The sequence below is a fragment of the Staphylococcus sp. GW823-FHT05F06 genome (assembly GCF_058795495.1).
Genome location: NZ_JBXAHW010000013.1, coordinates 51,575 through 78,529, shown reverse-complemented (window position 1 = coordinate 78,529; position 26,955 = coordinate 51,575). Strand labels below are relative to the sequence as shown.

The window sequence follows — 26,955 nt, the reverse complement described above, 5'->3', positions numbered from 1 at the left end:
AGCTGAAAATCATCAAAAAAATTATAAAAAAGACAATTCCTATATTATTTCAATAGAAATTGTCTTTATTTACTTATCTTGGACCTTTTAGTCCCAGTCTCAATTTTATATGTACTAAAATTATTAAACACAGATAGAAAAGATGCTATTTAAATTCATTATTTCTATTTTTAAAATTAATTCACTTCGATACTTTCGTTGGTATCAAATTCTTCTTTTTTGGGTGTATTATCATTAAGTTTACCATATTTAATCACATCACGAGATATCATTACTTCTTCATCAGTAGGTACAACAAGTACTTTTACAGGTGAATGTGGATAGTTAATATAACCTTCTTCACCATGTAAACTTTCATTCTTCTTAGGATCCCAATAAACACCCATAAACTCAAGTCCTTCTAAAACTTTACCACGAATAATATGTGAATTTTCACCTATTCCTGCAGTAAATACAATAACATCTACACCATGCATTCTAGCTGCATAAGAGCCAATATATTTGTGAATTTTTGAAGCAAATAAATCCAGAGCAACACGGGAACGTTGACGTCCATGTTTAGCTTCTTCAGTTAAATCACGCAAATCACTTGATGTCCCAGTAAGACCTAATAATCCTGATTCTTTATTAAGTATTTCTAAAACTTCATCAGCTGTTTTACCCGTTTTTTCCATAATGAATGGTATTAATGCTGGATCAAGATTCCCCGAACGAGTCCCCATCGTTACACCAGCAAGTGGTGTGAATCCCATAGATGTATCAATAGATTCTCCACCATCTATAGCTGCAATAGATGCACCGTTACCGATGTGACAAGAAATAATTCTTAAATCTTCAATTGGTCTACCAACAATTTGAGCAGCTCTACGAGATACATATTTATGACTTGTACCGTGGAAACCATACTTACGTATGCCATAGTCTTCATAGTAATGATATGGCAAGCTATATAAATAAGCTTGTTCAGGCATAGTTTGATGGAAAGAAGTATCAAACACTGCAACGTGTGGGATTTCTGGTAATAACTTTCTAAAAGCTCTAATTCCCATTAAATTAGCTGGATTGTGTAAAGGTGCTAATTCACTTAATTCTTCAATTTGAGATTCTACTTCATCAGTAACAACAACTGATTTAGGGAAAGTTTCACCACCGTGTACAACACGATGACCTGTTCCTTGAATATCAGTGATGTCTTTAATCATTTCATGTTCTTTAAAACTATCTAACATTATATTAACGGCTTCTTCATGATTATGGATATCTCTGATATCAGTAAGCTTCTCGCCATTAACATGAATGGTGAAGATAGAATCGCTTAAACCAATACGTTCTATCACACCTTTAGTTACTAGTTTTTCTTCAGGCATCTTAATTAGCTGGAACTTTAAAGATGAGCTACCAGCATTTACCGCCAAAATTAATTTTGACATAAGACATTGTCCTCCATCATTTGTTTAGTTATATTTTTCACATAATCATTTTATCATTAACACAGTTTGAATACTATATTGTTACAGACTATTTTTTTGTATGATTTGTGACTATCCACTGATTCAATTCAGAAATGAAACCTTGAAATTGTTGAGGATTTTTAAAATCAGGGATATTGGCTAATAAGACTTCAACTGGTCGAGTTTCGCCTGATTTTTTCTTTTGTAAAATCAATATAGATTTACGTGCTTTTTCATTTTTAAATAATGTTTTAGGTAAATTTAAAAATGCTTGCATCTCAGTCTCTGTAGCAATGAAATTTTCCAACTGTTTCACTTTATCATCTTCAAAGAGATGACTAGGAACAACTAAAAATGCATAACCTGCCCCTTTTAGCGCATTAATAGATTGTTCTATTAACAGATGATGGGAATAACTGTGTCCCTCTTCAAAGCCTAACTTCATTTCTCTACTACGTTCATCTAAAGGATAGTATCCTATTGGGAAATCTCCAATCACGACATCAGCCTCTTCCAATGGTAATGGCATAATCGCATCTTGAGGATAAACGTCAAACGGTATCTCTAAAAAATTAGCCAAATGCACACTTACACGTGATAGCACTGGATCTACCTCTATCAGATGATGCATAATTGTTTTATCAGAAAGTACTTCTTTCACAGCTGCACTTAGATGACCTGCCCCACTTGCAATATCTACAATGTGCATTTCCTTTTTATGTTCTAAAAAGCGTTGAACAAGAAAACCGAGAATGAGTCCTATAGAGTCAGGCGTGATCTGATGATTAGCTTGAATATTTTCTTCTTGTAATAAACTTAAATATGCAAATTGAAAAGCTTTCCTTCTATCTTGAAGCGTTGCTTGTTCTAAAAGTTCTCTTTGGTTTGTATAAATATCTTCCATAGCTAACCCTAAATTTTCGATAAAACTCTGTCCATTTTCTTTGTTTAACGTTTTAGCTTTATCATCTAATTTATGAAATAGACGTTCCATAATAGTATTTTCTTCAGACATAAAATATCCCTTTCTATTTAAAAAAGTGTCCATCCGTGATTGATAGTATGAATTAACTCTAAATAATTAATTTACTACTCGAACAAGTATGGACACTAATACTTTTTACTGTCAATAGTTCAAAATGACTAAATATTTCTGTAAGCTTTTAATGCAGCTTCAAAATCAGGGTAATTCGTACCTTCGCTGACAATTTCCTTATATACTACTTTATTGTTTTCGTTTAACACAAATACCGAACGTGCAAGTAAGCGTAATTCATCCATCACAAGTCCATAATTTCGACCAAAAGATAAATCTTTATGATCACTTAAAGTAATTACATTATCTAATCCGCTTGATGCACACCATCTTTTTTGGGCGAAAGGTAAATCTACTGATATCGTTAAAACTACACCATCTTCTGCTGAAGCTTCTTCATTAAACTTTCGAGTTTGACTATCACATACTCCTGTATCAATAGATGGTATAACACTAATTAATTTCTTTTTGTTTTTATAATCATCTAAAGTAATTTGATTCAAACTATTATCAAGCACTGTGAAATTTGGTGCGATATCACCTTCATTCACTTCAGAACCTGATAATTTAATGGGATTATTTTTAAATGTAATTTGAGTCATCGTAACGACCTCCTATCAACTTAGTTAATTATAATGATACGATAAAGAACGTATGGTTTTCAATTTTTTAGCCATTATCTATCAAAAAAATGAAAACCTTTCCAAAAAAACATCGTTCTTTTGTAATATAGTAATAAAAGAGGCCAAACAAATTTGCAAACATTAACTCGACAAGATAAGCAATACACACTCACTTAAAGTTTGTCTACAATTTCATTTGAACCTCTTAATCTAACAATTATTTACTGCACAATAAAATCGTAGAGATTTTTTATAATTAATATTGCAGTAACCACTAAAAATAAAGCTTTTACATATCCTACCCCTTTTTTCAAAGCAAATTGAGCACCTAACAACGCACCTATCATCATGCTAGAAGCCATAATAATACCATAAAAATAATTGACCTGACCTAAAATCATGAAAAATAATAACGCACCACAATTTGATGCAAAATTTAAAACCTTTGCATTACCAGCTGCACTTAAAAAGTCAAAGCCAAATAATAAAAGTGTAAATAGCATAAAGGAGCCTGTACCACCACCTAAAAACCCATCATAAAATCCAATAACAATAAATATTAATGTAAATAATACTGCTTTTGTAAAAGTAAAATCGGTAAATGTTCTTATATTTCCCCAATCTTTTTGTATGACGGTATAAATAAGAACTAATGACAATGCTATAATGATTAGCGGTTTTAAAATATTTGCTGGTATGTATGTCGCAATGATAGCACCACCACCAGAAGCAACAAATATTAGTGGAAACATCTTTCCTACTATTTTCAAGTCAACTTTACCTGAACGTAAAAATTTTAATGCACTTGTTAACGTACTAAAAGAACTCGCAAATTTATTTGTACCTAAAGCAACAGATGGTGGCAAACCAACTGCAAGTAATGCGGGGGTTGAAATTAGTCCACCCCCACCAACTACAGAATCGACGAATGAAGCGATAAAACCAAAGGCAACAATCATCAACATAATCGATAAATTCCAATCCATATTAAGCCTAACCCCTTTGTTTTTATTACATTACGAATTTTAGAATAAATCTTTAATCAATGAATCTGTAGATTGTTCTTTCGCACTTTTATAATTTTGATCTATTGTTAATGTTTCAATATTTTCAACTGCATTTTCTATCATTTCATCAAAATTAAATACACTTTCATATTTTATTACTTTGTCAAAGTCCGGTTCAGTTACAGGATTTTTCGGAGTAAATATTGTACAACAATCTTCATAGGGTTGAATAGATGTTTCAAATGTACCAAGTTCTTTCGCTTTCTTAATAATGTCTTCTTTATCTAACGTTAATAGAGGTCTTAAAACAGGTGTAGCTGTAACATGATTAATAGCGTACATACTCTTTAGCGTCTGACTTGCTACTTGACCAAGATTCTCTCCATTTACGATAGCATTAGCATTTATTTGATGTACAACTTTATCAGATATACGCATCATCATTCTTCTTGTAGAAGTCATCGTATAACGAGGATGTACAACTTTATTAATTTGCTTTTGTATTTCTGTAAATGGCACGAGATGCAATTTGATAGGACCAACACGTTCCGCTAGAATTCTTGTTAATTCGATAACTTTATCTTTGGCTTTTTCGCTCGTAAACGGTGGACTATGAAAATGTATTGCTTCAACAGTTACACCACGTTTCATTACTTCTATTCCCGCTACAGGAGAATCAATACCACCACTTAACATAAGTAATGTCTTACCACCTGTACCGACTGGCAGTCCACCTGCACCAGCGATTACTTTTTCATAAATATAAATAGCATCCATTCTTACTTCTATTTTAATTTCATAGTCAGGATTTTTAACATTCACTGTTATATTATTATTTTCTTTTAGTATTGCTCCACCGACTTGACGTTGCAATTCGTACGTATCCAATCGAAATGACTTGTCAACGCGTTTTACATCAACCTTAAAAGTTGAACCTTTTTCAAAGTCATGAGATAACTGTATTGCTGATTGATTAATTTTCTCTTCGTTTTTATCAATTTTTATAACTGGACTAATTGATTTTATACCATAAACTTTAGATAAGCGTTGAATGATTTCATTTATGTCTGCTTCAGGGGATAATTCTATGTACATTCTATCCCTCTTTCCTTTGACATGATAACCACTTAATGGAATAAGCGCGCGTTTCACATTATCTTTAAGTTGATTAACAAACATTTTTCTATTCGTACCTTTAAGCGTAAGCTCTCCATATCTAACTAATAAATGATCATATTGCATTACTTTAACAGCTCCTTAATTTCCTTATATACAGATTCAAATGCATTCATAAAACTTAATATATCGTTTTCAGTCGTATGTGCCCCTAAAGAAATTCTTATACTACCTTCTATTTTTGACTCTGCAATTTCCATTGCAAGTAAAACCTCATTCAATTTATTCATCTTAGAAGAACAAGCGCTTGTAGTTGAAACCATTACGTTTTGTTTGGAAAAAGCATTAACAAGTACCTCACCCTTAACACCTGGAAATCCTATATTTATAATATGAGGTGATGCATTTTGAGGAGAGTTGATAAATACATTTTTGTATTCTGCTAAAAATGAAAGTAATTTATTTTTATAATTGCTTAAACGTAAATTAAGCTCTTTTGTTTGATCAACTGCATTCTTTATAGCTCTAACCATAGAGATAGCCATTGGTAGATTAATTGTACCACTTCGTACCCCATATTCTTGCCCACCACCATGTACTATAGGTTCTATGTTTTGAATATTTTTTAAAAGTAGTAGTCCCTGACCTTTAAGTCCATTAAACTTATGACCACTTAAACTCAAACTATCAATATGATTAATTTGCATAGGCACTTTACCTAAAGCCTGGACTGCATCAACATGAAAGTGTGCACGTGGGTAATTTTTTACAATATTTGCTATTTCTTCAATAGGTTGAATTTGTCCCATAATATTATTGACATACATACATGTCACAAGTCCTACTTTATCTGTCATTAATGATTTTAAGTGTTCTGTGTCCAACTTACCTTCTTTTGTCACATCAACGTATTTTAATTTAAAACCTTTTTCCCTTTCCAAATACCTCATTACTTCCAAAACTGAAGGATGTTCTAAGACTGATGTGATAATCTCATTAGCAGTTTCTTTTTTCATATACGCAATACCTTTTAGCAGTATATTATTCGATTCAGTTGCGCCACTTGTAAAAATGATATCAAACTGATTATTTAAGTTTAATATACGATTGATTTCACTTTTTGCTTTTAATAATAATTGTTCAGCTTGAACCCCTGCATGATGAGGACTATTTGGATTGAAGTATAATGTTTGGTTCACTTTCACGAATGAATCAACAACATCTTGATCAGCTTTGGTAGTGGCTGCATTGTCTAAATAAATCACTGATAACACTTCTCCTTCAAATTTTAATTAAATCTTGTTTTAATAATGAATTGTTTCACTATAAATTAACAAATTAGGATACTCAAGCATTATACTATTTTCTCACAAAATTAAAAGAGTATGACAATGAATTTTAATTCACTACTAGTAGAGCAATAAAAAACCTGAGACATTCATTATTGTCTCAGGTAATTTTGATTCATGCACAGTCCATGACTGTAAAAAAATACATTTATACTAATCTTTGACTCTATTAATTATGATTAAAATAAGATAGTAAATCTCATGTAGATTTAACTCACATTTGTATAATATTTATACACAAATTACTATTCTTTAATCACTTGCTCTTCAATATGTTTGGTAATACCAGGTTCAACACTTTCTAATGCTTCTTCAGCTATCTCTATCGCACGTTTATATCGGTTATTTTTAAATAATCGTTCAGCTTCATTTAAGCTTTTATCAACATGATGATGGTCCTTACGGTATCTATTACCATATTGAATAAGCTTTTCTGCGTATACAGCATTTACAAGTACATCGTTAGCTTCATCTTCAAATGTATTCATTTGAATAACAATTTTTGCTACTTTATCCTTTAGTTGTTTAACATGAATTGGACGTTCTCTAAATTGTTCATTTACTTCTCTTACTTCATTATCAATTTCATTTTTCATGATAATAAAACGTTCTGGGACGCTAGTTAAATTAGAAGCTAATAAACGTCGATAAACTTCTTCTTTCTTAGATTGCACTCTCAATAAATTATCTTCTGCTTCAGCTTCATCTTCGCGTAATTGGATAAGATGATTTTGAAGTTTATCTTGTTCTTTGTTAATCACAGATACATGATCTTCAAGGTACTGTAAATTATCTTGTACTTCACTGTAACGTACCGCAGATTTAGAAGTTTCTTTTAAAATATCATCATAAACTGAGATGAGACTTTGAATTTCATTTTCAAATTGTCTTACACTTTGAGCATCTGATTCATTAATATAGTAGTTTTCACGAACATATTCAATTTCGGTTTGTAATGTATAGTTCATATCTTTGGCCTTAAATAAGTCATCAGTAATGATATCTTTCGTTTCTTCAACTTCATTTTTGGCTTTTACTTCATATTCAATAAGATCATACATTTCATCTAATTTATCATTAATATTTTCAAGTTTATTATTAGCTTCATCTAATTCTAATCGACTAATCATTGGTTCAACAAAACTTAATTCTGTCTTAAGACTTTGTATTGTACCATCGACTTTGACATGGTCTAAATCATAGCCTTCAACCTTTAAGTCTCTACATCCATATTTTAAATCTTGAAACTGTCCTGGTAATTCTTTTTGAGTTTCTCGAATTAATTCTGGAATTTCATCCATATAAGATTTTAAATTTTTAATTTGATCTTCTAAAGCAGCAATGTGATTATGAGCTTGAACATAATTACCTTCACTTTTTAAATTCTCATATTCATTTAACTTGGGCTCATAATTTTCGATTTCATTTTCAAGTGGTTCAGCTGCTTCACCAAATTGATGACGATTGGCTAATACATCACGTTTCATTTCACGATAGTCAACTTTACACTTTTCATACAATGCTTCATTTTCTTTATGTAAGTTTATAATGTCGTCCACTTGAGTTACTTGATGCTGATAATTCTCTTCGTATTGATCCATTAATTCGTGAGCATCATCAATTTCAGTTTGTGCTGCCGTGAATTTAAATTTCTCTAACAACTCTTCAGCATTTTGAATTTTTTCTTCCACTGGAGCTAAGTATTTATTTGTAGTTTCTGTGTTGTCTTTTTTCATTGCATCATACTTAGTCTTTGTTTCACCTTTTAAATTTAAACCAGTAAGTTTTCTTAGGTTATCATCTAAAGGTAATTGTTCAATTTCGTTCTTACGCTCTTCTGTTTTTTCAATTAAATTTCTTTTGTTTGAGCGCATATAAAACAATACGCCAATAGCAATTAAAATAACTACTAATATTGCTAATATGATAAATAACACCATATACTTCTCCTCCTATTTTATCATCTTACATTATAACGTAATTTTGTGCGTCGTTAAATCACAAAATCAATTAATTGATAGATTATTTTTAAAAGATTATACTAAATTAAAAATTGTAGTAACGAGGTATGACGATGACAAAGAATATTCCAACAAATTACAAACTGATATCAAAACAACTTGCTAGTTTAATCGAAGATGAAAAGAATTTAATTGCAATATTAAGCAATACTTCTGCCCTTCTTAACGATACAATTGATCAAATTAATTGGGTAGGTTTTTACCTTATTGAAAATAACGAACTTATTCTTGGGCCATTTCAAGGTCATCCTGCTTGTGTACATATTGCTATTGGTAAAGGGGTTTGTGGCACTGCCGTTTCATCTGGTGAAACACAACGTGTTAAAGACGTCCATCAATTCCCTGGCCACATAGCTTGTGACGCAAATAGTCAATCAGAAATTGTTATTCCATTACATCAAAACGGCAAGATTATCGGAGTATTAGATATTGACGCTCCTATAAAAAACAGATTTTCACAAGATGATCAAGAAGGACTTGAATCCATTGTAAAAACTTTAGAAAAACAACTCAATCAAATTTAAAAAAATCTTGACACTTTCTTTTAAAATGATAGAATAATCTTTGTGTGAATTAACGAAAATAGCAGTTATATATTATCTAGCTCTATGTTGTTCCCAATGTGGACGTGTCGCGTAACTGTCGCTATAAGGTGAAGACACATAAAACAATATATCTCGATAAGCATGTAACACTCTTTTTTGTTTTTTCATAACAACAAAAAAGAAAAAGGAGGAGTCTCACATGGCTCGATTCAGAGGTTCAAACTGGAAAAAATCTCGTCGTTTAGGTATCTCATTAAGCGGTACTGGTAAAGAATTAGAAAAACGACCATATGCACCAGGACAACACGGTCCTAACCAACGTAAAAAATTATCAGAATATGGTTTACAATTACGTGAAAAACAAAAATTACGTTACTTATATGGAATGACTGAAAGACAATTCCGTAACACATTTGATATTGCTGGTAAGCAATATGGTGTACACGGTGAAAACTTCATGATTTTACTTGCTAGTCGTTTAGATGCAGTTGTTTATTCATTAGGTTTAGCTCGTACACGTCGTCAAGCACGTCAATTAGTAAACCACGGTCACATTGAAGTGGATGGTGGACGCGTAGACATCCCATCTTACTCATTAAAACCTGGTCAAGTGATTACAGTTCGTGAAAAATCACAAAACTTAGATATTATTAAAGAATCTGTTGAAATTAACAATTTCGTACCAGAATATTTAGACTTCGATGCTGACAACTTAAAAGGTACTTTCGTTCGATTCCCTGAACGTAGCGAGTTACCAGCTGAAATCAATGAACAATTAATCGTTGAGTACTACTCAAGATAATCGACTTCTATTTTTACACCCAATTCCAATCTTGGATTTGGGTGTTTTATTTTATGTAAAAATTTCTATCTCATTTTGGTTTTTAAGTATTTAAATGTATGATGCATTTTGTTTAATAAAAACTGGGATATTAAATAATATTCCAGTTTTTATTAACAATAATCAATACTCAACTTAATTGAAAATACGCTCTTATTTATTACTTTTTGAAGTAACTGATGATTGTACGTATTGAACTTCGCGTTCTATACCTACATTTCCTCTCATTCTTATAGCTCAAATAAATCTTCAGGTACATCGGAAATAATACCGTCAACACCAATATCTATTAATTTTTGTGATTCTTTTAATTTATTTACAGTATAAGGTAATACTTTTAACTCTTCCTCATGAGCAAGTTGCATAAATTTCTTCGAAACAATTTGATAATTAGGATTAGCATAATCAGCAACTTTGGCAATTTTTTTGAAATTTGGTAACTTGTGCCAATATTTTTTCTTACTAATTAATAAACCTAATTCATAATCTAAATTCATTGCTGACAATTTTTTTACACAATCAAAATCGAATGATTGTAAAATCACTTTAGATTTAGATATTTGTCTTTCCTTCAATTTATCAACAATCATATTTTCAATATTTGGATACTGACTAGGCTTTTTTATTTCTATTAATAATTTTTGTGAAAAGTTATCTGCTAAATCTAACACTTCATCAAAAGTCGGTATACTCTCCCCTTTAAATTTCTCTCCTTTATAGAAACCAAAATCTAACGCTTTTAATTCTTTTAAAGTAAAATCAGAAACCTTACCTTTACCATTTGACGTACGATCGATAGTATCATCATGTATAACGACAAGTTCTTTATCTTTTGTGTAATGTACATCAATTTCCAACATATCTATATGTAACATGAGCGCATGTCGATAAGCGATAATAGTATTTTCAGGATAATCTTCAGGTAATCCTCTATGCGCTACGATTTGGAAATGTTGATTTGGACGTCGAAATTTCATCAAAGTCACCTTTCTTTTAAACTTATTTAATTTGCCCTAAACTTAAATTACCATAATTAAATTGGAGGTCAATTCATATGGTTAGACATGATTTTAAAGTTAAAACTGAATGGCTAGGTGGACGCGAAGAAGTAGGTAAACTTCGAGGAGATATTATCAATGAAAATATATCCATCCCCTCTTCACTCGGTGGCCAAGGAGAAGGCACAAATCCAGATGAATTACTAGTAAGTGCAGCATCATCTTGTTACATCATTTCACTCGCTGCAACACTAGAAAAGAGTGGTTTTACTAATGTAAAAATTAATCAACAGTCAATAGGTACAGCCTCGTTTGAAAATAAAAAATTTAAAATGGAACGTATTACACATTATCCCTCAATTAAAGTACCCTCTTCTCAAACAGAAAAGCTTAAAAGTATTTTAGATAAATTATTAGTGATTGCAGATAATAATTGTATGATATCTAATGCAATACGGAATAATGTCATTATTTCAATTGAACCTAATTTAATATAAATCATATAGCTATCACAAATTTTAAACATGTAAACGTTTTAATTATGTGATAGCTATATAATAAGGGTTTTAAATATTCAGAATTTTTGCTAAAATAAATAAATCTTATTATGGGAGGAATGTACAATGCAGTATTACCAACCTTTATTATTAACACCTGGACCAACTCCTGTACCGGAACAAATCTTGAGTGCCGTACAATTACCAATGGTAGGTCATCGTTCTACTGACTTTGAGGAAATTGCTAGTGAAGCATTTAAAGGTTTAAAGCCAGTATTTGGTAGCAAAAACGAAGTACTTATTCTTACATCTAGTGGCACTAGCGTATTAGAAGCAAGTATGCTTAACATCGCGAATCCTGACGATCATATTGTGATAATTGTTTCTGGTGCATTTGGAAATCGCTTTAAACAAATCGCACAAACTTATTATAATCATGTACATGTATATGATGTTAACTGGGGTGAAGCTGTAATAGTTGATGACTTTATCACTTATTTAAAGCAATTAAACGTTCCAGTCACTGCAGTATTCACTCAATTTTGTGAAACATCTACTGGTGTCATACATCCAGTTCACCAATTAGGTCATGCACTTAAAGCTTTTGATAATTCCTTATATTTTATTGTTGATGGTGTAAGCTGTATCGGTGCAGTGGATGTTGATTTAACAAAAGATAAAATCGATGTATTAGTTTCGGGAAGTCAAAAAGCTATCATGCTACCACCAGGTCTAGCATTTGTTGCTTATAGCGATAGAGCAAAAAAACGATTTGCTGATGTAAAAACACCGAGATTCTATTTAGATTTAAATAAATACATAAAATCACAAGAGCAAAATTCAACGCCCTTCACCCCTAATGTTGGTCTATTTAGAGGAATAAATGCTTATGTAGAACTTGTAAAAAAAGAAGGATTAAATCACGTTATTTCACGCCATTTTAAAATACGTAATGCCTTAAGAGCAGCACTAAAGGCACTTGAATTAGAATTATTAGTAAAAGATGATGCTCATGCCTCACCTACTGTGACCTCATTTGTTCCAAAAAATCAAGAAGAACTTAATATCATTAAAAATCAACTTAAATCTCAATTCAATATAACTATTGCTGGGGGACAAGGACACTTAAAAGGACAAATTTTGAGAATTGGTCACATGGGGAAAATATCTCCTTTTGATATTTTAGCAGTCGTGTCTGCATTGGAAATTATTTTAACTTCTAATAGAAATGTCAATTATATTGGAACAGGGATAACTCAATTTATGGAGGTTATTAGACATGAGTCATAAGATATTAGTATCAGACCCAATTTCTGAGGATGGTTTACAAAGTATTTTAAAACATCCAGAATTTGACGTAGATATACAAACAGATTTATCTGAAAATGATTTAGTAAATATGATTTCAACTTATGATGCTCTTATCGTACGAAGTCAAACCCAAGTAACAGAGCGAATTATTAATGCTGCAACAAATTTGAAGGTCATTGCAAGAGCTGGTGTAGGTGTGGATAATATTAATATAGAAGCAGCGACTTTAAAAGGTATTTTAGTAATTAATGCTCCTGATGGTAATACAATTTCTGCTACAGAACATTCAGTAGCTATGTTGCTTGCAATGGCACGAAATATTCCTCAAGCACACCAATCTTTACGTAACAAAGAATGGAATCGTAAAGCATTTAGAGGGGTTGAACTTTATGGCAAAACCTTAGGTGTTATCGGTGCTGGTAGGATTGGTTTGGGCGTCGCTAAACGTGCGCAGAGTTTCGGTATGAAAATTTTAGCGTTCGATCCTTATTTAACAGAAGATAAAGCGAAGTCATTAGATATTCAAATTGCAACTGTTGATGAAATTGCCGAAAAATCCGACTTTGTAACAGTTCACACACCATTAACACCTAAAACTCGAGGAATTGTTGGTTCATCTTTCTTTAACAAAGCTAAACAAAACTTACAAATCATAAATGTTGCCAGAGGGGGTATTATAGATGAAACTGCACTTATTGAAGCATTAGATAATAACTTAATAGATCGTGCAGCTATTGACGTATTTGAACATGAACCTCCTACTGATTCCCCTCTCATTCAACATGATAAAATTATTGTCACACCACATCTTGGCGCCTCTACTGTAGAAGCGCAAGAGAAGGTTGCAGTCTCTGTATCTGAAGAAATAATTGAAATTCTAACTAAAGGGAATGTTGAGCATGCTGTGAATGCTCCAAAAATGGATTTAAGCAAAGTTGATAAAACAACTCAAAGCTTTATAGGTTTAAGTACAACTATTGGTGAGTTTGCTATTCAGCTTCTCGATGGTGCTCCGAGTGAAATTAAAGTTAAATATGCTGGTGACTTAGCGCAAAATGACACTAGTTTAATTACAAGAACAATTATAACGAACATCTTGAAAGAAGATTTAGGTAATGAAGTCAATATTATTAATGCATTAGCAATACTTAACCAACAAGGTGTCACGTATAATATAGAAAAACAAAAGAAACATTCTGGCTTTAGTAGTTACATTGAGCTAGAACTAGTTAATGATCAAGATAAAATCAAAATTGGCGCAACGGTATTCGCAGGTTTTGGCCCAAGAATAGTACGTATTAATGATTACTCACTTGATTTTAAACCTAACCAATATCAATTAGTAACATGTCATAAAGATAAACCTGGTATAGTAGGACAAACAGGCAACCTATTGGGAAGTCACGGAATTAATATTGCGTCAATGACTTTAGGACGTAACGATGCTGGTGGAGATGCTTTAATGATTCTTTCTATTGATCAACAAGCAAGTGAGGAAGTTATAAAAATTTTAAATGAAACAAGCGGATTCAACAAAATTATTAGCACTAAGTTAACAATTTGATTAACTACTTTCGTCTTTTTATAAACCAACAAAAATACCTCAGATTGAAATTAATATACAATCTGAGGTCATTTTTTGTCTATAATAGAATTTTTCGAATCTTAGTTATATCCTCTACTACATGATCTGCTCCATTTGCAACTAATTCAGAGTGAGCAGCTTTACCTTTTAAACCAGTTAAAGTACCAATGAACGTAGCCCCTATCTTCTTCGCACTTAATAAATCAGCTAAAGAGTCGCCTACTATGTAAACCTCATCTTTATTTACGATATCTTCTTGCTTTGTCGCATATCGTTCATATTGGTCATTATAATTTCCATTTAACGTAGCGATGTAACTAAACGGGTTAGGTTTTCCTAAAGGTTGATATTGAGGAAATTGTTTCTCTGCTAGCAACACCTCACTTGCCGTTACGATATGTTCATCTTTAAAATAAGATTTTAATCCCAATGATTGAAATGGAATAATTGTTTCAGTTCGAGGTCTACCAGTTGCTATCGCAATTTGATATCCCGCTTCTATTAGATTTTGAAGTAATAATTGAATTTCTTCTATAGGTTTAAGAATGACCTCATCATAAATGAAACCTTTCTTAAAATCTTGAATATCTTTTTTATATTCAACTTGATTAAATAAAGCTTTTCCTAAATACCATTCTTGATATATATCTTTTGCTAATGTCCATAAAGCACTTTTCAATTTAAATAAACTAGTGTTGTTAAGTTCTAATTGATTTTTAGCGTAAACTTCCAAATCTTCGTAAATAGCATCTTTACCATTTCTAAACGAAGCTATCACATCGTAAGGTAAGCTATAATTTATCGTTTTATCAGTTAAATCCTTTGCTATTTCCTTTAAAGTCTCTTTGGTAAACAATAATTCATCAAGTAATTGATCTCGTAATGATGGTTTTAATTGTTTAGCTTTATCAATTAAATGAATACTAAATACAATAAATAGCATATCCCAATTTGAATTTAAACCAAGTGACTTTAGTTGATTTAATATTCGGTCATTATTAAATACGTTTCTACGTATTTTGTTTATATCATTTTCAGTTAAATTACCATCAAAATGAATATCTATGTCACAATTTAAAAAATCTGGACTCGATAAAAGTTCAGCTACAGTAATTGCTGAAACATCAAAACATCGTTCTTCACTTAAAAATACGCCATCTACATCAAATAATATAGCCTTCATGCCTTACCCCTTTCATTTCAGAAAATTCTGATATAACTATATTACATGGTTCAATAAAAAAGGGCAAACTCCTTACGAGCCACCCCTTTCACAAACTAATTCATTTGGTGATCCATTTCATTGGCAACTTGTTGTACGTGTGTTCCAATAATCACTTGGGTATAATGGTGTCCATTTTGAGTTATACCAATAGCTCCAGCATTTTTAATTTTCTGCTCATCTATAATCGAATTATCTTTAAGCTCCAATCTAAGCCTTGTTGCACAATGATTTAAACTAATAATGTTTTCTTTACCACCTAATCCGTCTAAAATACGTTTTGCGTTTTGATAATATTTACTTGTAGTGGTTTTGTTCTGTAATACTTCCATTTCAGAAGTATCATTTGATGTTGGATCGATAAGTTCATTATCTCCCCTACCTATAGTACTTAAATTAAAGACTTGTATGACAACTCTAAAGATAACGTAATAGATAATAAAAAAGACTACACCCTGCAATAATAACATCCAAGGTTGATTAGATATCGGATTAACCAATGAAAGCACATAATCTATAAGACCTGCACTAAATGAAAATCCTGCTGTCCAATGAAACATTGCTGCTATAAATAATGATAATCCAGTTAAAACAGCATGAATAACAAATAAAACTGGAGCTACAAACATGAATGCAAACTCTATGGGTTCAGTTACACCCACAAAGAATGCCGAAACTGAACTTGCTAAAAACCAAGCATAAACTTGTTTTTTTTGATTCGTCTTTGCAGTATGATACATCGCCAAAGCTGCTGCCGGTACACCAAACATCATAACAGGGAAAAATCCTGCTTGGTATCTGCCAGTAATTCCCTTAATGGCATTTTTACCACTTTGAAATTTACCTATGTCATTTATTCCAGCAGTATCAAACCAAAATACATTATTGAGCGCATGATGCAACCCAGTAGGTATTAACAATCTATTAAAAAAACCATATAATAATGCACCGAATGGACCCATACCAACAATCCACTTACCAAAAGTAACTATCCCATTATAAACTGGAGGCCAAATCAATAATAAAATAATCGCTAAAATTGTACAAAAGAATGCTGTCATGATTGGAACAAGTCGTTTCCCACTGAAGAATGATAAGGCCATAGGTAAATTCGTTTCACTAAATTTGTTATAACTATATGCAGCAATCAAACCTATAATAATCCCTACAAACACATTTCCATTATTCATTTGACTGAATGCTAAATCAATTTTAGATTCTTTAATTTGTAACAAAGTTGCTAATTTTTCTGGAGATAGTACTACTGTAACTATAAAAAATCCTAACGCTGCCGCTAATGCTACTGCGCCATCATTCTTCTTAGCCATACCGATAGCTACACCAATAGCAAATAATATACCTAATTGCTCTAATATAGTGGTCCCAACACTTGTGAAAAAGAGTGCAGCTTGAGGAAGTATATTTAAAGCATCTAAAACATGACCTATGCCTACAATAATTGCGGCTGCTGGCAGAACTGCTACAGGTAACATGAGAGACCTACCCAAATGTTGCAAAAGTTTATACATTTATATCATCCCTTATTTTTATTATCAAACGTTAAAACACCGTAATACAAAATCGTTTTCTATTCCATACATTAAAACAAAATTATTTGCTCTAGAAAAATAATTATCCACCTTAATGTAAACGCTTAATTATAATCTAAAAGAAAGAACGTCTATACAAATCATTTAATTGTACGACGTTCCTCAACAGTAATGATATCTATATCACTCTATTTCTTTAAACTATGTGAAATTTCATTAAGTTCTTTTTGTAATTGAGTTGTGCGTCTTTCGATTTCTTTGGTTAAGAAATCAACTTTCTCGTTCCGTTTCAAATCCTTTGGAATATCATCCATCTCAATTGGTTTACCAATTTTGATTAATGCTTGACCTGTAATCAAACCATGAATTTTTTTTGGACCCACATAAGCTGCTGGTAAGATAGGTGCTTTCCCAAGCATTGCTATAGTAGCTGCACCACGTTTTAATGGGGCTCCCTCTACTGAAGTACGATGACCAGTTGGGAAAATACCTATAGTTTTATGTTCTTTAAGTAAATTCACTGGTTTTTTTAATGTACTTGGACCAGGATTTTCTCTATCAACTGGAAATGCATTTAGTGATTTCAAAAATTTGCCAGCCCACTGATTCTTAAATAATTCTTTTTTAGCCATATAATGGATTTGATTAGGTAGTAATGCCATTCCTAACATGATTACTTCGTTATAACTTTCATGCGTACAAGTTACAACATATTTACTATCTTTAGGAATATTTTCCTTACCAATAACATATAATGATTTAGACATTTTCACTAAAATAACATCTAAAATCTTACTTATAAAATTGTACATAATGTCACCTGCTTATTTTCTTTATCATAATGATTTTATCACTATCAAATTCATAGAACAATACAACACATGTTTTCTTTAGTCATTAGATAACTATAGCACTGAAATACATATCAATATAACAACAAAATTATTTGTATCAAGCAATGATTCTTCTATATCTTAAAGGCAACAATATCATTTATGATAATACTCCTAAAGTCGTATAGTTGATTGCTAGCAAATTTTATACAAACGATACATAATAGTAATACAGACTACAAATTATGGAGGTAACAAATGTCAGAACAAGAAAAGAATCAACACCACTATCGTAATTCTTCACAGAAGCGACACACTTTTCCATGGATTAAAACAATTATTGTTGCAATAATCGCTGGAATTATTGGAGCACTTCTCGTCTTAGGTATTGGTAAACTCCTAAATAAAAATGGTTTTAACAATGAAGGTGCTACTGTTCATCAAGTTTCAAATAGTCATGGTGGCAATCAGCTAGATGGTAAAAGTAATCAATACAAATCAGTACATGACATGATTAAAGACGTTTCTCCCGCAATTGTCGGCGTGATAAACATGCAAAAATCTACAAACCTTGATGATTTATTCAACGGTAAGGCATCTAAATCAAAAGAAGCGGGAATTGGTTCCGGTGTGATTTATCAAATAAGTGATGGTTCCGCATATATCGTTACAAATAATCACGTTGTTGATGGTGCTTCGGAAATTAAAGTTCAACTACATAATTCAAAACAAGTAGATGCCAAATTAATAGGTAAAGACGCCCTAACAGATATTGCTGTTCTAAAAATAAAAGATACAAAAGGAATAAAAGCAATTCAATTTGCTAATTCGTCAAAAGTTCAAACAGGAGATAGTGTTTTTGCAATGGGTAATCCTCTAGGATTAGAATTTGCAAATTCTGTTACATCAGGAATTATTTCAGCTAGCGAACGTACAATTGACGCCAATACTTCTGCTGGTAATACTAAAGTTAATGTTTTACAGACAGACGCTGCAATAAATCCCGGTAATTCGGGTGGTGCATTAGTGGATATTAACGGAAATCTCGTTGGTATCAATTCCATGAAAATTGCGGCAGCACAAGTAGAAGGTATAGGTTTTGCTATACCTAGTAATGAAGTTAGAGTGACCATCGAACAACTCGTTAAACATGGTAAAATCGAACGCCCTTCAATCGGTATAGGTCTTATAAATTTAAGTGATATTCCTGAAAACTATCGTAAAGAACTACATACTCATAAAGACAAAGGCGTTTATGTAGCTAAAGTAGACAGTGAAAATGCCATTAAAAAGGGTGATATTATTACTGGAATAGATGGTAAACAAATAAAAGATGATACAGATTTAAGAACTTATTTATACGAGAGCAAAAAACCAGGTGAAACGGTTACTCTAAAAGTTATCAGAGATGGTAAGACACAAGACATTAATGTAAAATTAAAAAAACAAGCATCTGCATCTGAATCATCTCAATCACAAAGTCAATTTGCTCAATAAAAAATTTTCATATTACGTTTATTGATTTTAATATATTATAGTTGATCGATTTTAAGTAAAAACTCTGAGTATACTTCATAGTAAGAGATACTCAGAGTTTTACTTTTATAGTTATTCCTTTTTAAATAAATCTTTTAATTTTTATAATATATAGAAAACATTGTGAAATGATTCAATCAAATTTTTTCATTTATGATTGGTAATTAACCATGAAATATTTTTTCTTTCCTCGTCGAATTATTGTAATTTCATCTTCAATAAGGTCTTTACTACTTAACTCATAATCGACTGATTGTTGACGTTCACCATTAATATATATTGCACCGTTGTTTACATCTTCACGTGCTTGGCGTTTAGATGAAGCAATACCTGTTTCAATAAGTGCTTCAACTATATTTGTCGTTTTTGTAGATAGCGTTACTTGAGGTACGTCTTTAAACCCTTCTTTAAGTTCTTTAGCAGATAATGATTTTAAATCTCCGCTAAACAGTGCTTTTGAAATACGTATAGCGTCTTTTAAAGCTGCTTCACCATGAATAAATTTCGTAACATTTTCCGCTAGTGCTTTCTGTGCTTCACGTAAGTGAGGCGCTTCATTTTTTGATTGTTCTAATCGATTAATTTCTTCTTTTTCTAAAAAAGTAAAATATTTTAAGAATTTAATTACATCTTCGTCAGATTGATTAATCCAAAATTGATAAAATTCATATGGACTTGTCTTTTCAGGATCTAACCACACAGCTCCAGACTCTGATTTACCAAATTTCTTCCCATCTGATTTAGTTACTAATGGGATTGTTAGGCCATATGCCTCAGTTTGTCCATACATTCGTCGCATTAATTCAATACCACTTGTAATATTACCCCATTGATCAGATCCGCCTACTTGAATTTTACAATTTAACTCACGATTTAAATAGCCAAAATCAATAGCTTGTAAAATAGTATAAGTAAATTCTGTATAAGAGATACCATGTTCTAAACGTGTTTGAATAGAATCTTTTCCTAGCATATAGTTAACGCCAACATGTTTACCATAATCTCTAAGAAAACTAATCAACGAAATTTGACCAAGCCAATCTTTATTATTAACTAATTTTGCCCCTTTATCACTGCCAAATTCAAATAATCGATGCATTTGATTAGACAGGCCTTTGACGTTAGCTTCAACTTGTGATTCTGTTTGTAACACGCGCTCTTCAGACTTTCCAGAAGGATCTCCTATCATACCAGTACCTCCACCAATTAAGACGATAGGACGATGCCCATGTTCTTGGAAGCGTCTTAATGTTAAAAAAGGTAACAAGTGACCAATATGTAAACTATCAGCTGTAGGATCTGCGCCGCAATATAAAGTGACCTGTTCCTTATTTAATAATTCTTCGATACCCTCTTCATCTGTTTGTTGATAAATTAACCCTCTCCATTTTAAATCTTCTATTAAAGCATTAGCCATTGATAAAATCCTCCTAAATTATTTTATAAATTTAAAAAAGTTAAAGATATTTAATAAATATAGTGATATAAGTGATTTATTCAAACATATTAAAAAGCGCCCCTACAAAATGTAAGGGCGCTTGTGCACGGTACCACCATACTTAGATAGAGTTCGTTACTCATAAATATCTCTATTAATGATACGTTCATTAATAAAACGTTGAATAATAAAAATAGCAAGGTGTATTCACCAATAAGAAACTACTAGTTCACAGCCACCACTAGTTCTCTTTAAGCTTTCTCAAAAGTTACTTGTCCTTTATATTCAAAACATATTGAATTGAATATTATTATAGTTAACATTATTTTAAAAGTCAACTTTCAAGATATGGTATACTATATCTAACTTTAGGAGGTATCTAATGCATTTCAACAAGTATCAAATACTAACTACAGATAAATATACTAAATTTGAACATTTATATAAGAAGGTCAAACATATATGTGTCGTAATTTTTTTGGTGGTTTTTTTGATTGGTTTTATTATACTGTTGTCATTAGTATTATACTTCCAACAACTAACTAAAGATGCTTCGTCAATAAGTGATCGAGAGTTGAAAGCAAAAATCCTTCATATACCTGGCGATGAGCTAATAAATCATAATAATCAAATTTTAGAAGAATATGATCATTCACAAAATACACTCATAGTTGGACCGAACCATGTAAATTCAAATATTATACATGCACTTACAGCCTCTGAAGATACATTATTTTATAAACATAACGGTATTATGCCTAAAGCACTTTTAAGGGCGATGCTTCAAGATATCACAAATTCAAACCAATCTTCTGGTGGTAGTACTATCACGCAACAATTAGTAAAAAATCAAGTGCTCTCAAATAAAAAAACTTATAGTCGTAAAGCAAATGAAATTATCTTGGCTACACGGGTCGAAAATTTATTATCAAAAGATGAAATCATATATACGTATTTAAATATCGTCCCATTTGGTCATGACTACAACGGTGCCAATATAACTGGTATATCGTCTGCTTCATATAGTCTGTTTGGTATACCTGCAAAAGATTTGAATATTGCACAATCAGCTTATCTCATTGGCTTACTGCAAAGTCCATACGGCTATACGCCTTATGACGAACACGGCAAAGTAAAGCCTTACCATCTTTTAAAATTGAGCATGAAACGTCAACAATACGTACTTAAACGTATGCGTGTTGAAGGAAAAATTTCTAAACAACAATACGAAAACGCTAAAAAATACAATATTAAACAGCACTTGCTGAAACAATCGAAAGACGAATAAAAATCAGATATATTTATCGAAATTTTTGAAATGAAAAGAGAGCGAGCAATATTTATTAATAACACTGTCTCACTCTCTTTTTTATTTTCTTAGAAAAGACCTATTGCTTTCCCATCATCAGTAACATCCATATTTAGTGCAGCTGGTTTCTTCGGTAAACCAGGCATAGTCATTATAGCACCAGTTAATGCAACGATGAATCCAGCGCCTGTTTTGGCTTCAAGTTCTCTAATTGTTATTTCAAAATCATTCGGGGCACCTAACAATGTCTGATCATCACTAAATGAATATTGAGTTTTAGCCATACAAATCGGATATTCATCCCAGCCATTCTCTTTAAATTGCTTTAATTGTTTTTGTGCTTTACTACTGAAATTTACTTTTGAACCTCCATAAATTTCTTTAACAATTGTTTCAATTTTAGCTTCGAGTGGTTGTTTTAACTCATATAAATGCTTAAAGTTTTGAGGTTCCTGCATTACATCGAACACTTGGTTAGCAAGTTCAATTCCACCTTCTCCACCTTTTTCCCATACTTCTGTTAAAGCAATACGCACTTGATTATCTTTAGCCCATTGTTTCACACACGCTGTTTCAGAAGGTGTGTCATGAATAAATGCATTTAAAGCTACTATTGGTTCGACACCGTATTTTTTAATATTATTCACATGTCTTTCAAGATTAACAAGTCCCGCTTCAACAGCCTCTATGTTCTCATGTTGAAGTTGGTCTTTTGCAACACCACCGTGCATTTTCAAAGCACGAATCGTTGCTACAACAACAACTGCTGATGGATCGAAACCTGCTTCACGAGCTTTAATGTTCATAAACTTCTCGGCACCTAAATCAGAACCAAATCCTGCTTCTGTAACAACAATATCAGATAAGTTTCTAGCAGTTTCAGTTGCTAATATAGAGTTACAACCATGAGCAATATTGGCAAAAGGGCCTCCGTGAACAAGAGCTGGAGTTCCCTCAATTGTTTGAACTAAATTTGGTTTAATCGCATCTTTAAGTATTAAAGTTAATGCACCTTCTACTTTCAAATCAGAAACTGTTATAGGTTTATGATGACGTGTATAACCAATGGTAATTCGACTTATTTTTTCTTTTAAATCTTTGATATTTCGGCTTAGACATAAAATAGCCATTATCTCTGACGCAACTGTTATATTAAAACCATCTTCTCTAGGTACTCCGTGAGTTGTACCACCTAATCCTACGTTAACATGACGTAACGCACGATCATTCATATCTAAAACACGTTTCCATTCAATTCTTCGTTGATCAATTCCCAATTCATTTCCTTGATGTAGGTGGTTGTCGATAAATGCGGAAAGTGCATTGTTTGCAGTAGTAATTGCATGAAAATCACCATTAAAATGTAAATTAATATCTTCCATAGGAAGTACTTGAGCATAACCACCACCTGTTGCGCCTCCTTTAATACCAAAAGTTGGTCCTAAGGCAGGTTCTCGTAATGCAACAGTAACATTATGATTCAACTTGTTAAATGCATCTGCTAAACCTACAGTTACTGTGGATTTTCCTTCACCAGCTGGTGTTGGGCTCATAGCAGTTACTAATACGACTTTCCCTTTTTTCTCCTGTTCTTGTATCTGATTAATATCTATTTTAGCTTTATAGTGGCCGTATGGTTCTAAAGCATCCTCAGTAATCCCTACTTTTCTTGCAATTTCACTTATTGGTTTAAGTTTTGATAAGTTTGCTATTTCTAAATCTGATAATTGTGCCAAAATATTCAGCCCCTTGATTTTATATAATTAACGAGTTATATGAATCATGATAACCGACTTACATTTAAATGTCGAATATTTTAATATATTTAGTGCTAAAAGTTCGTTATTTTAGAAATAATCATGCTATTCGTATTCTGGATACATAAGAAATTTTTCACAAAAGTTACACGTATAACAATACTTGTAATTCATTGATATGAAAATAATCGTATTTACCCATAAAATTACTAAATATTTAATTGTACTAACAAGAACAGTTATAAAGTTATTCCTTAGTAATGTGTGTTAAAGTGAATTTAAATAGAAAAATTGATTGATTCAGATACAATGAGTGAATATGAAAAACACTCTATAATGAAAATATTTATTTCACTATAGAGCATTAATATAGATATCTTATATGTCACTAATTATTATTACTGAGTTGTCCCACGATATTCTATTCTATGAGGCAATATGACATTAGGATTTTCAATTTCTTCATCGTTCATGTATTTAGTCAGTAATCTCATTCCAACAGCACCAATATCATACAATGGTTGAATAACACTAGATAACTGTGGTCTCACCATTTCTACTAAACGTGTATTGTTAAAACTAATAATCTGTAAGTCTTCAGGTACTTTCACTCCAGCATCTTGTGCACTATGCAATATACCTATTGCTTGCTCATCACTAATACAAAGAACAGCATCTGGTAAATTCGATTGCAATTGTTCAAATGTTTTTATACCTGATTTGTAACTTTCATTGCCAGTTAAATGTAATGTATCGTCTAATTTTAGTTGATGCTGACTTAAAACATTTTTAAGGCCCTCTAAAACATCATCTTGTGCCTTTATAGAGTATTCTCCACCTATTAAAGAAAATGTTTTAGCACCCTTCTCTATAAGATATTGTGTTGCTTCTTCGGCTGCTTGTTTAAAATCAATATTTACAGATGCAATATGATCATCCTTACCATCCGTTCCAGAAACTACGACTGGTACAGATGATTGATTAATAAGACTTTTAATTTCTTCAGAAATAGTTCCACCTAAGAAAATAATACCATCGACTTGTTTACTTAATAAATTATTAAAAATTTCTTTTTCTTTTTCTGGATCATTATCTGAGTTTGAGATAATTGAGTGATATTTGTACATTGTTGCAATATCTTCTAAACCTCTTGCAAGTTGAGAATAATAAACATTTGAAATATCGGGAATTATAACTCCAACTGTCGTTGTACGTTTACTTGCAAGACCTCTTGCAACTGCGTTAGGTCGATAGTTTAACCTTTTAATGACTTCATTTACTTTATTACGTGTTTCTGGTTTAACATTTTGGTTTCCATTTACTACACGTGAAACAGTTGCCATTGATACCCTAGCCTCTCGGGCTACATCATAAATTGTAACTGTCATAATTTCCTCCTTGTAAACGTTTTATTTGTTATTATAACGTGTTTTCATATCATTTTCAAAGTTTATCATATTTGTATAGTTTGTGAAATCATTTTATGTTTTTGTCACAATTCTGTTAAAAACTCCGTTACATTTAATATTTTTTATGTGATTTTTTATTAATGGGTTGGTATAAATAAAATTTCCCATAGCTCAAAAGTATATTGAACTATGGGAAATTATCACTTATTTAATTGTATAACGATACATGATTTACTATTTCAGTTTCTTCGAATTGTACATATCAGCAAGTGGTTTTAATTCGTGATAAAATTGATTGAATTCATTAAGATCCATTTGTTGACCGGCATCACTTAACGCAACAGAAGGATCTGGATGAACTTCAGCCATAACTCCATCAGCACCAACGGCTAAAGCCGCTTTCGCTGTCGGTAACATAATATCTTTTCTACCTGTACTATGCGTTACATCAACCATAACAGGTAGATGTGTTCCTTGCTTTAAAATAGGTACAGCAGAGATATCTAATGTATTTCTAGTTGCTTTTTCGTATGTACGAATACCTCTCTCACATAAAATAATATTTCGGTTACCTTGTGAAGCAATATATTCTGCTGCATAGATAAATTCTTCTATCGTTGCTGATAAACCACGTTTCAATAAAATAGGTTTATCTGTACGACCAGCTTCTTTGAGTAACTCAAAATTTTGCATATTTCTAGCACCAATTTGGAAAACATCCAAATAATCTGAAGCGATTTCGAAATCATTTGGGTTAACTATTTCACTTACTACATTTAAGTTATATTTATCTTTAACATTTTTCAAAATTTTGAGACCTTCTACTCCAAGACCTTGGAAATCATAAGGAGAAGTTCTCGGCTTAAACGCTCCGCCACGAATAAATTTCTCGCCTTTAGCCTGCAAATCTTGTGCTACAGCATCAACTTGTTCTTGTGATTCTACAGAACAAGGACCAAATACAAATGATTTATTACCATCACCAATGATTCCACCATTATCAAATTTAACGATCGTATCTTCAGGTTTCAATTTACGTGATACATAAAGATGTTTTTCATTTTCTGATTTTTGTAAATCTGTAGAGGCTTTAAAAATTTCTTTAAATAATTGCTTAATCACATTGTCGTTAAATGGACCTTTATTTTTATCTAATAGCTGATTAATCATTTCCTTTTCACGCTGAGGATCATATACTCGTGTACCTTGCTTAATTTTTTCTTCACCAATTTTCTGTGCTAATTCTCCTCGCTTCGATAGTAATTCTAATATTTGATCATTTAAGGAAACAATTTCTTCTCTATACTGTTCTAATTTATTAGTCATTTCTACTCACCTCTAAGATATAGTTCCGCATAAAGTATGTTACTTTAAAGCGATAAAATTAAAATTATTCAAATCTAATTTTAACAATTTCACATTTATAGTTCAAGCGTCAATTTACAGAAAATACTAAATCTTCTGTAAATTTATGTAAGTAATAATTTGTTAAATAATGATATTACAATATTATTTAAATGT

Annotated in this window: 22 protein-coding genes; 7 read left to right on the top strand and 15 right to left on the bottom strand. The window is 31.7% G+C overall.

The genetic code is table 11. The features are described 5' to 3' along the window. Window positions 1–176: 176 nt before the first annotated feature. The 7 genes from AC1Q7N_RS09245 to ezrA form a co-directional block, all read right to left on the bottom strand. A complete protein-coding gene (locus AC1Q7N_RS09245; RefSeq protein WP_001830869.1) occupies window positions 177–1,430 on the bottom strand; it encodes an acetate kinase in 1,254 nt (417 codons plus the stop codon). 88 nt (window positions 1,431–1,518) lie between these two features. After that, complete coding sequence (locus tag AC1Q7N_RS09240; RefSeq protein ID WP_001832682.1) at window positions 1,519–2,466, bottom strand: class I SAM-dependent methyltransferase; 948 nt, start codon at window positions 2,464–2,466, stop codon at window positions 1,519–1,521. A 128-nt stretch (window positions 2,467–2,594) separates the two neighbouring features. Further along, window positions 2,595–3,089, bottom strand: coding sequence for a thiol peroxidase (gene tpx / locus AC1Q7N_RS09235; protein WP_001832701.1), 495 nt, complete (start codon window positions 3,087–3,089; stop codon window positions 2,595–2,597). A gap of 242 nt (window positions 3,090–3,331) precedes the next feature. After that, window positions 3,332–4,096 (bottom strand): sulfite exporter TauE/SafE family protein, encoded by a 765-nt coding sequence (locus AC1Q7N_RS09230; RefSeq protein ID WP_001830743.1) that lies wholly within the window; start codon window positions 4,094–4,096, stop codon window positions 3,332–3,334. Window positions 4,097–4,135: 39 nt separating this feature from the next. After that, a complete protein-coding gene (thiI, locus tag AC1Q7N_RS09225) occupies window positions 4,136–5,359 on the bottom strand; it encodes a tRNA uracil 4-sulfurtransferase ThiI (RefSeq protein WP_001830758.1) in 1,224 nt (407 codons plus the stop codon). Next, window positions 5,359–6,498: an aminotransferase class V-fold PLP-dependent enzyme gene (locus AC1Q7N_RS09220; protein ID WP_237615971.1), complete on the bottom strand. Its 1,140-nt coding sequence runs from the start codon at window positions 6,496–6,498 to the stop codon at window positions 5,359–5,361. The genes thiI and AC1Q7N_RS09220 overlap by 1 nt, the downstream gene beginning before the upstream one ends. 329 nt (window positions 6,499–6,827) lie before the next feature. Next, entirely contained in the window at window positions 6,828–8,522 is a 1,695-nt protein-coding gene (gene ezrA / locus AC1Q7N_RS09215; protein ID WP_001830796.1) for a septation ring formation regulator EzrA, read from the bottom strand. Window positions 8,523–8,656: 134 nt separating this feature from the next. Here ezrA and AC1Q7N_RS09210 point away from each other — a divergent pair, with 134 nt between their 5' ends. Continuing rightward, on the top strand, window positions 8,657–9,127 hold the full coding sequence (locus AC1Q7N_RS09210) for a GAF domain-containing protein (RefSeq protein WP_001830812.1): 471 nt from the start codon (window positions 8,657–8,659) through the stop codon (window positions 9,125–9,127). A gap of 220 nt (window positions 9,128–9,347) precedes the next feature. Beyond that, window positions 9,348–9,950 (top strand): 30S ribosomal protein S4, encoded by a 603-nt coding sequence (rpsD, locus tag AC1Q7N_RS09205; protein WP_001830798.1) that lies wholly within the window; start codon window positions 9,348–9,350, stop codon window positions 9,948–9,950. 269 nt (window positions 9,951–10,219) lie between these two features. Here the strand turns inward: rpsD and AC1Q7N_RS09200 are convergent, their stop codons facing one another. After that, window positions 10,220–10,966 carry a glycerophosphodiester phosphodiesterase gene (locus AC1Q7N_RS09200; protein ID WP_001832720.1) on the bottom strand — a complete coding sequence of 249 codons (747 nt, stop codon included), beginning with the start codon at window positions 10,964–10,966 and terminating at the stop codon, window positions 10,220–10,222. A gap of 77 nt (window positions 10,967–11,043) precedes the next feature. Here AC1Q7N_RS09200 and AC1Q7N_RS09195 point away from each other — a divergent pair, with 77 nt between their 5' ends. The 3 genes from AC1Q7N_RS09195 to serA all read left to right on the top strand — a co-directional run bounded on the left by AC1Q7N_RS09195 (window position 11,044) and on the right by serA (window position 14,359). Then, window positions 11,044–11,484: an SACOL1771 family peroxiredoxin gene (locus AC1Q7N_RS09195; protein ID WP_001830816.1), complete on the top strand. Its 441-nt coding sequence runs from the start codon at window positions 11,044–11,046 to the stop codon at window positions 11,482–11,484. A gap of 126 nt (window positions 11,485–11,610) precedes the next feature. Then, window positions 11,611–12,774, top strand: coding sequence for a pyridoxal-phosphate-dependent aminotransferase family protein (locus AC1Q7N_RS09190; protein WP_001830752.1), 1,164 nt, complete (start codon window positions 11,611–11,613; stop codon window positions 12,772–12,774). Further along, window positions 12,764–14,359, top strand: a complete 1,596-nt coding sequence (gene serA, locus AC1Q7N_RS09185; protein WP_001830903.1) for a phosphoglycerate dehydrogenase — start codon at window positions 12,764–12,766, stop codon at window positions 14,357–14,359. The genes AC1Q7N_RS09190 and serA overlap by 11 nt, the downstream gene beginning before the upstream one ends. Before the next feature lie 79 nt (window positions 14,360–14,438). Here serA and AC1Q7N_RS09180 read toward each other — a convergent pair whose 3' ends face one another. The 3 genes from AC1Q7N_RS09180 to AC1Q7N_RS09170 form a co-directional block, all read right to left on the bottom strand. Continuing rightward, window positions 14,439–15,563: an HAD family hydrolase gene (locus AC1Q7N_RS09180; protein WP_001830750.1), complete on the bottom strand. Its 1,125-nt coding sequence runs from the start codon at window positions 15,561–15,563 to the stop codon at window positions 14,439–14,441. 95 nt (window positions 15,564–15,658) lie between these two features. Then, window positions 15,659–17,131 (bottom strand): N-acetylglucosamine-specific PTS transporter subunit IIBC, encoded by a 1,473-nt coding sequence (nagE, locus tag AC1Q7N_RS09175; RefSeq protein ID WP_002456458.1) that lies wholly within the window; start codon window positions 17,129–17,131, stop codon window positions 15,659–15,661. 209 nt (window positions 17,132–17,340) lie between these two features. Further along, on the bottom strand, window positions 17,341–17,964 hold the full coding sequence (locus AC1Q7N_RS09170) for a lysophospholipid acyltransferase family protein (protein ID WP_001830872.1): 624 nt from the start codon (window positions 17,962–17,964) through the stop codon (window positions 17,341–17,343). 279 nt (window positions 17,965–18,243) lie between these two features. Here AC1Q7N_RS09170 and AC1Q7N_RS09165 point away from each other — a divergent pair, with 279 nt between their 5' ends. After that, complete coding sequence (locus tag AC1Q7N_RS09165; RefSeq protein WP_001830793.1) at window positions 18,244–19,482, top strand: S1C family serine protease; 1,239 nt, start codon at window positions 18,244–18,246, stop codon at window positions 19,480–19,482. Window positions 19,483–19,672: 190 nt separating this feature from the next. Here the strand turns inward: AC1Q7N_RS09165 and tyrS are convergent, their stop codons facing one another. Then, the gene (tyrS, locus tag AC1Q7N_RS09160; RefSeq protein ID WP_001830858.1) at window positions 19,673–20,938 is read right to left on the bottom strand and encodes a tyrosine--tRNA ligase; all 1,266 of its coding nucleotides are present in this window, start codon (window positions 20,936–20,938) and stop codon (window positions 19,673–19,675) included. A gap of 403 nt (window positions 20,939–21,341) precedes the next feature. Here tyrS and AC1Q7N_RS09155 point away from each other — a divergent pair, with 403 nt between their 5' ends. After that, window positions 21,342–22,247: a transglycosylase domain-containing protein gene (locus tag AC1Q7N_RS09155; protein WP_001830902.1), complete on the top strand. Its 906-nt coding sequence runs from the start codon at window positions 21,342–21,344 to the stop codon at window positions 22,245–22,247. A gap of 89 nt (window positions 22,248–22,336) precedes the next feature. Here the strand turns inward: AC1Q7N_RS09155 and AC1Q7N_RS09150 are convergent, their stop codons facing one another. The 3 genes from AC1Q7N_RS09150 to AC1Q7N_RS09140 form a co-directional block, all read right to left on the bottom strand. Beyond that, window positions 22,337–24,004, bottom strand: a complete 1,668-nt coding sequence (locus AC1Q7N_RS09150) for a formate--tetrahydrofolate ligase (RefSeq protein ID WP_002440219.1) — start codon at window positions 24,002–24,004, stop codon at window positions 22,337–22,339. A 419-nt stretch (window positions 24,005–24,423) separates the two neighbouring features. Further along, entirely contained in the window at window positions 24,424–25,413 is a 990-nt protein-coding gene (gene ccpA / locus AC1Q7N_RS09145) for a catabolite control protein A (RefSeq protein ID WP_001830844.1), read from the bottom strand. A 255-nt stretch (window positions 25,414–25,668) separates the two neighbouring features. Next, window positions 25,669–26,760: a bifunctional 3-deoxy-7-phosphoheptulonate synthase/chorismate mutase gene (locus AC1Q7N_RS09140; RefSeq protein WP_001830908.1), complete on the bottom strand. Its 1,092-nt coding sequence runs from the start codon at window positions 26,758–26,760 to the stop codon at window positions 25,669–25,671. Between the last annotated feature and the right edge of the window lie 195 nt (window positions 26,761–26,955).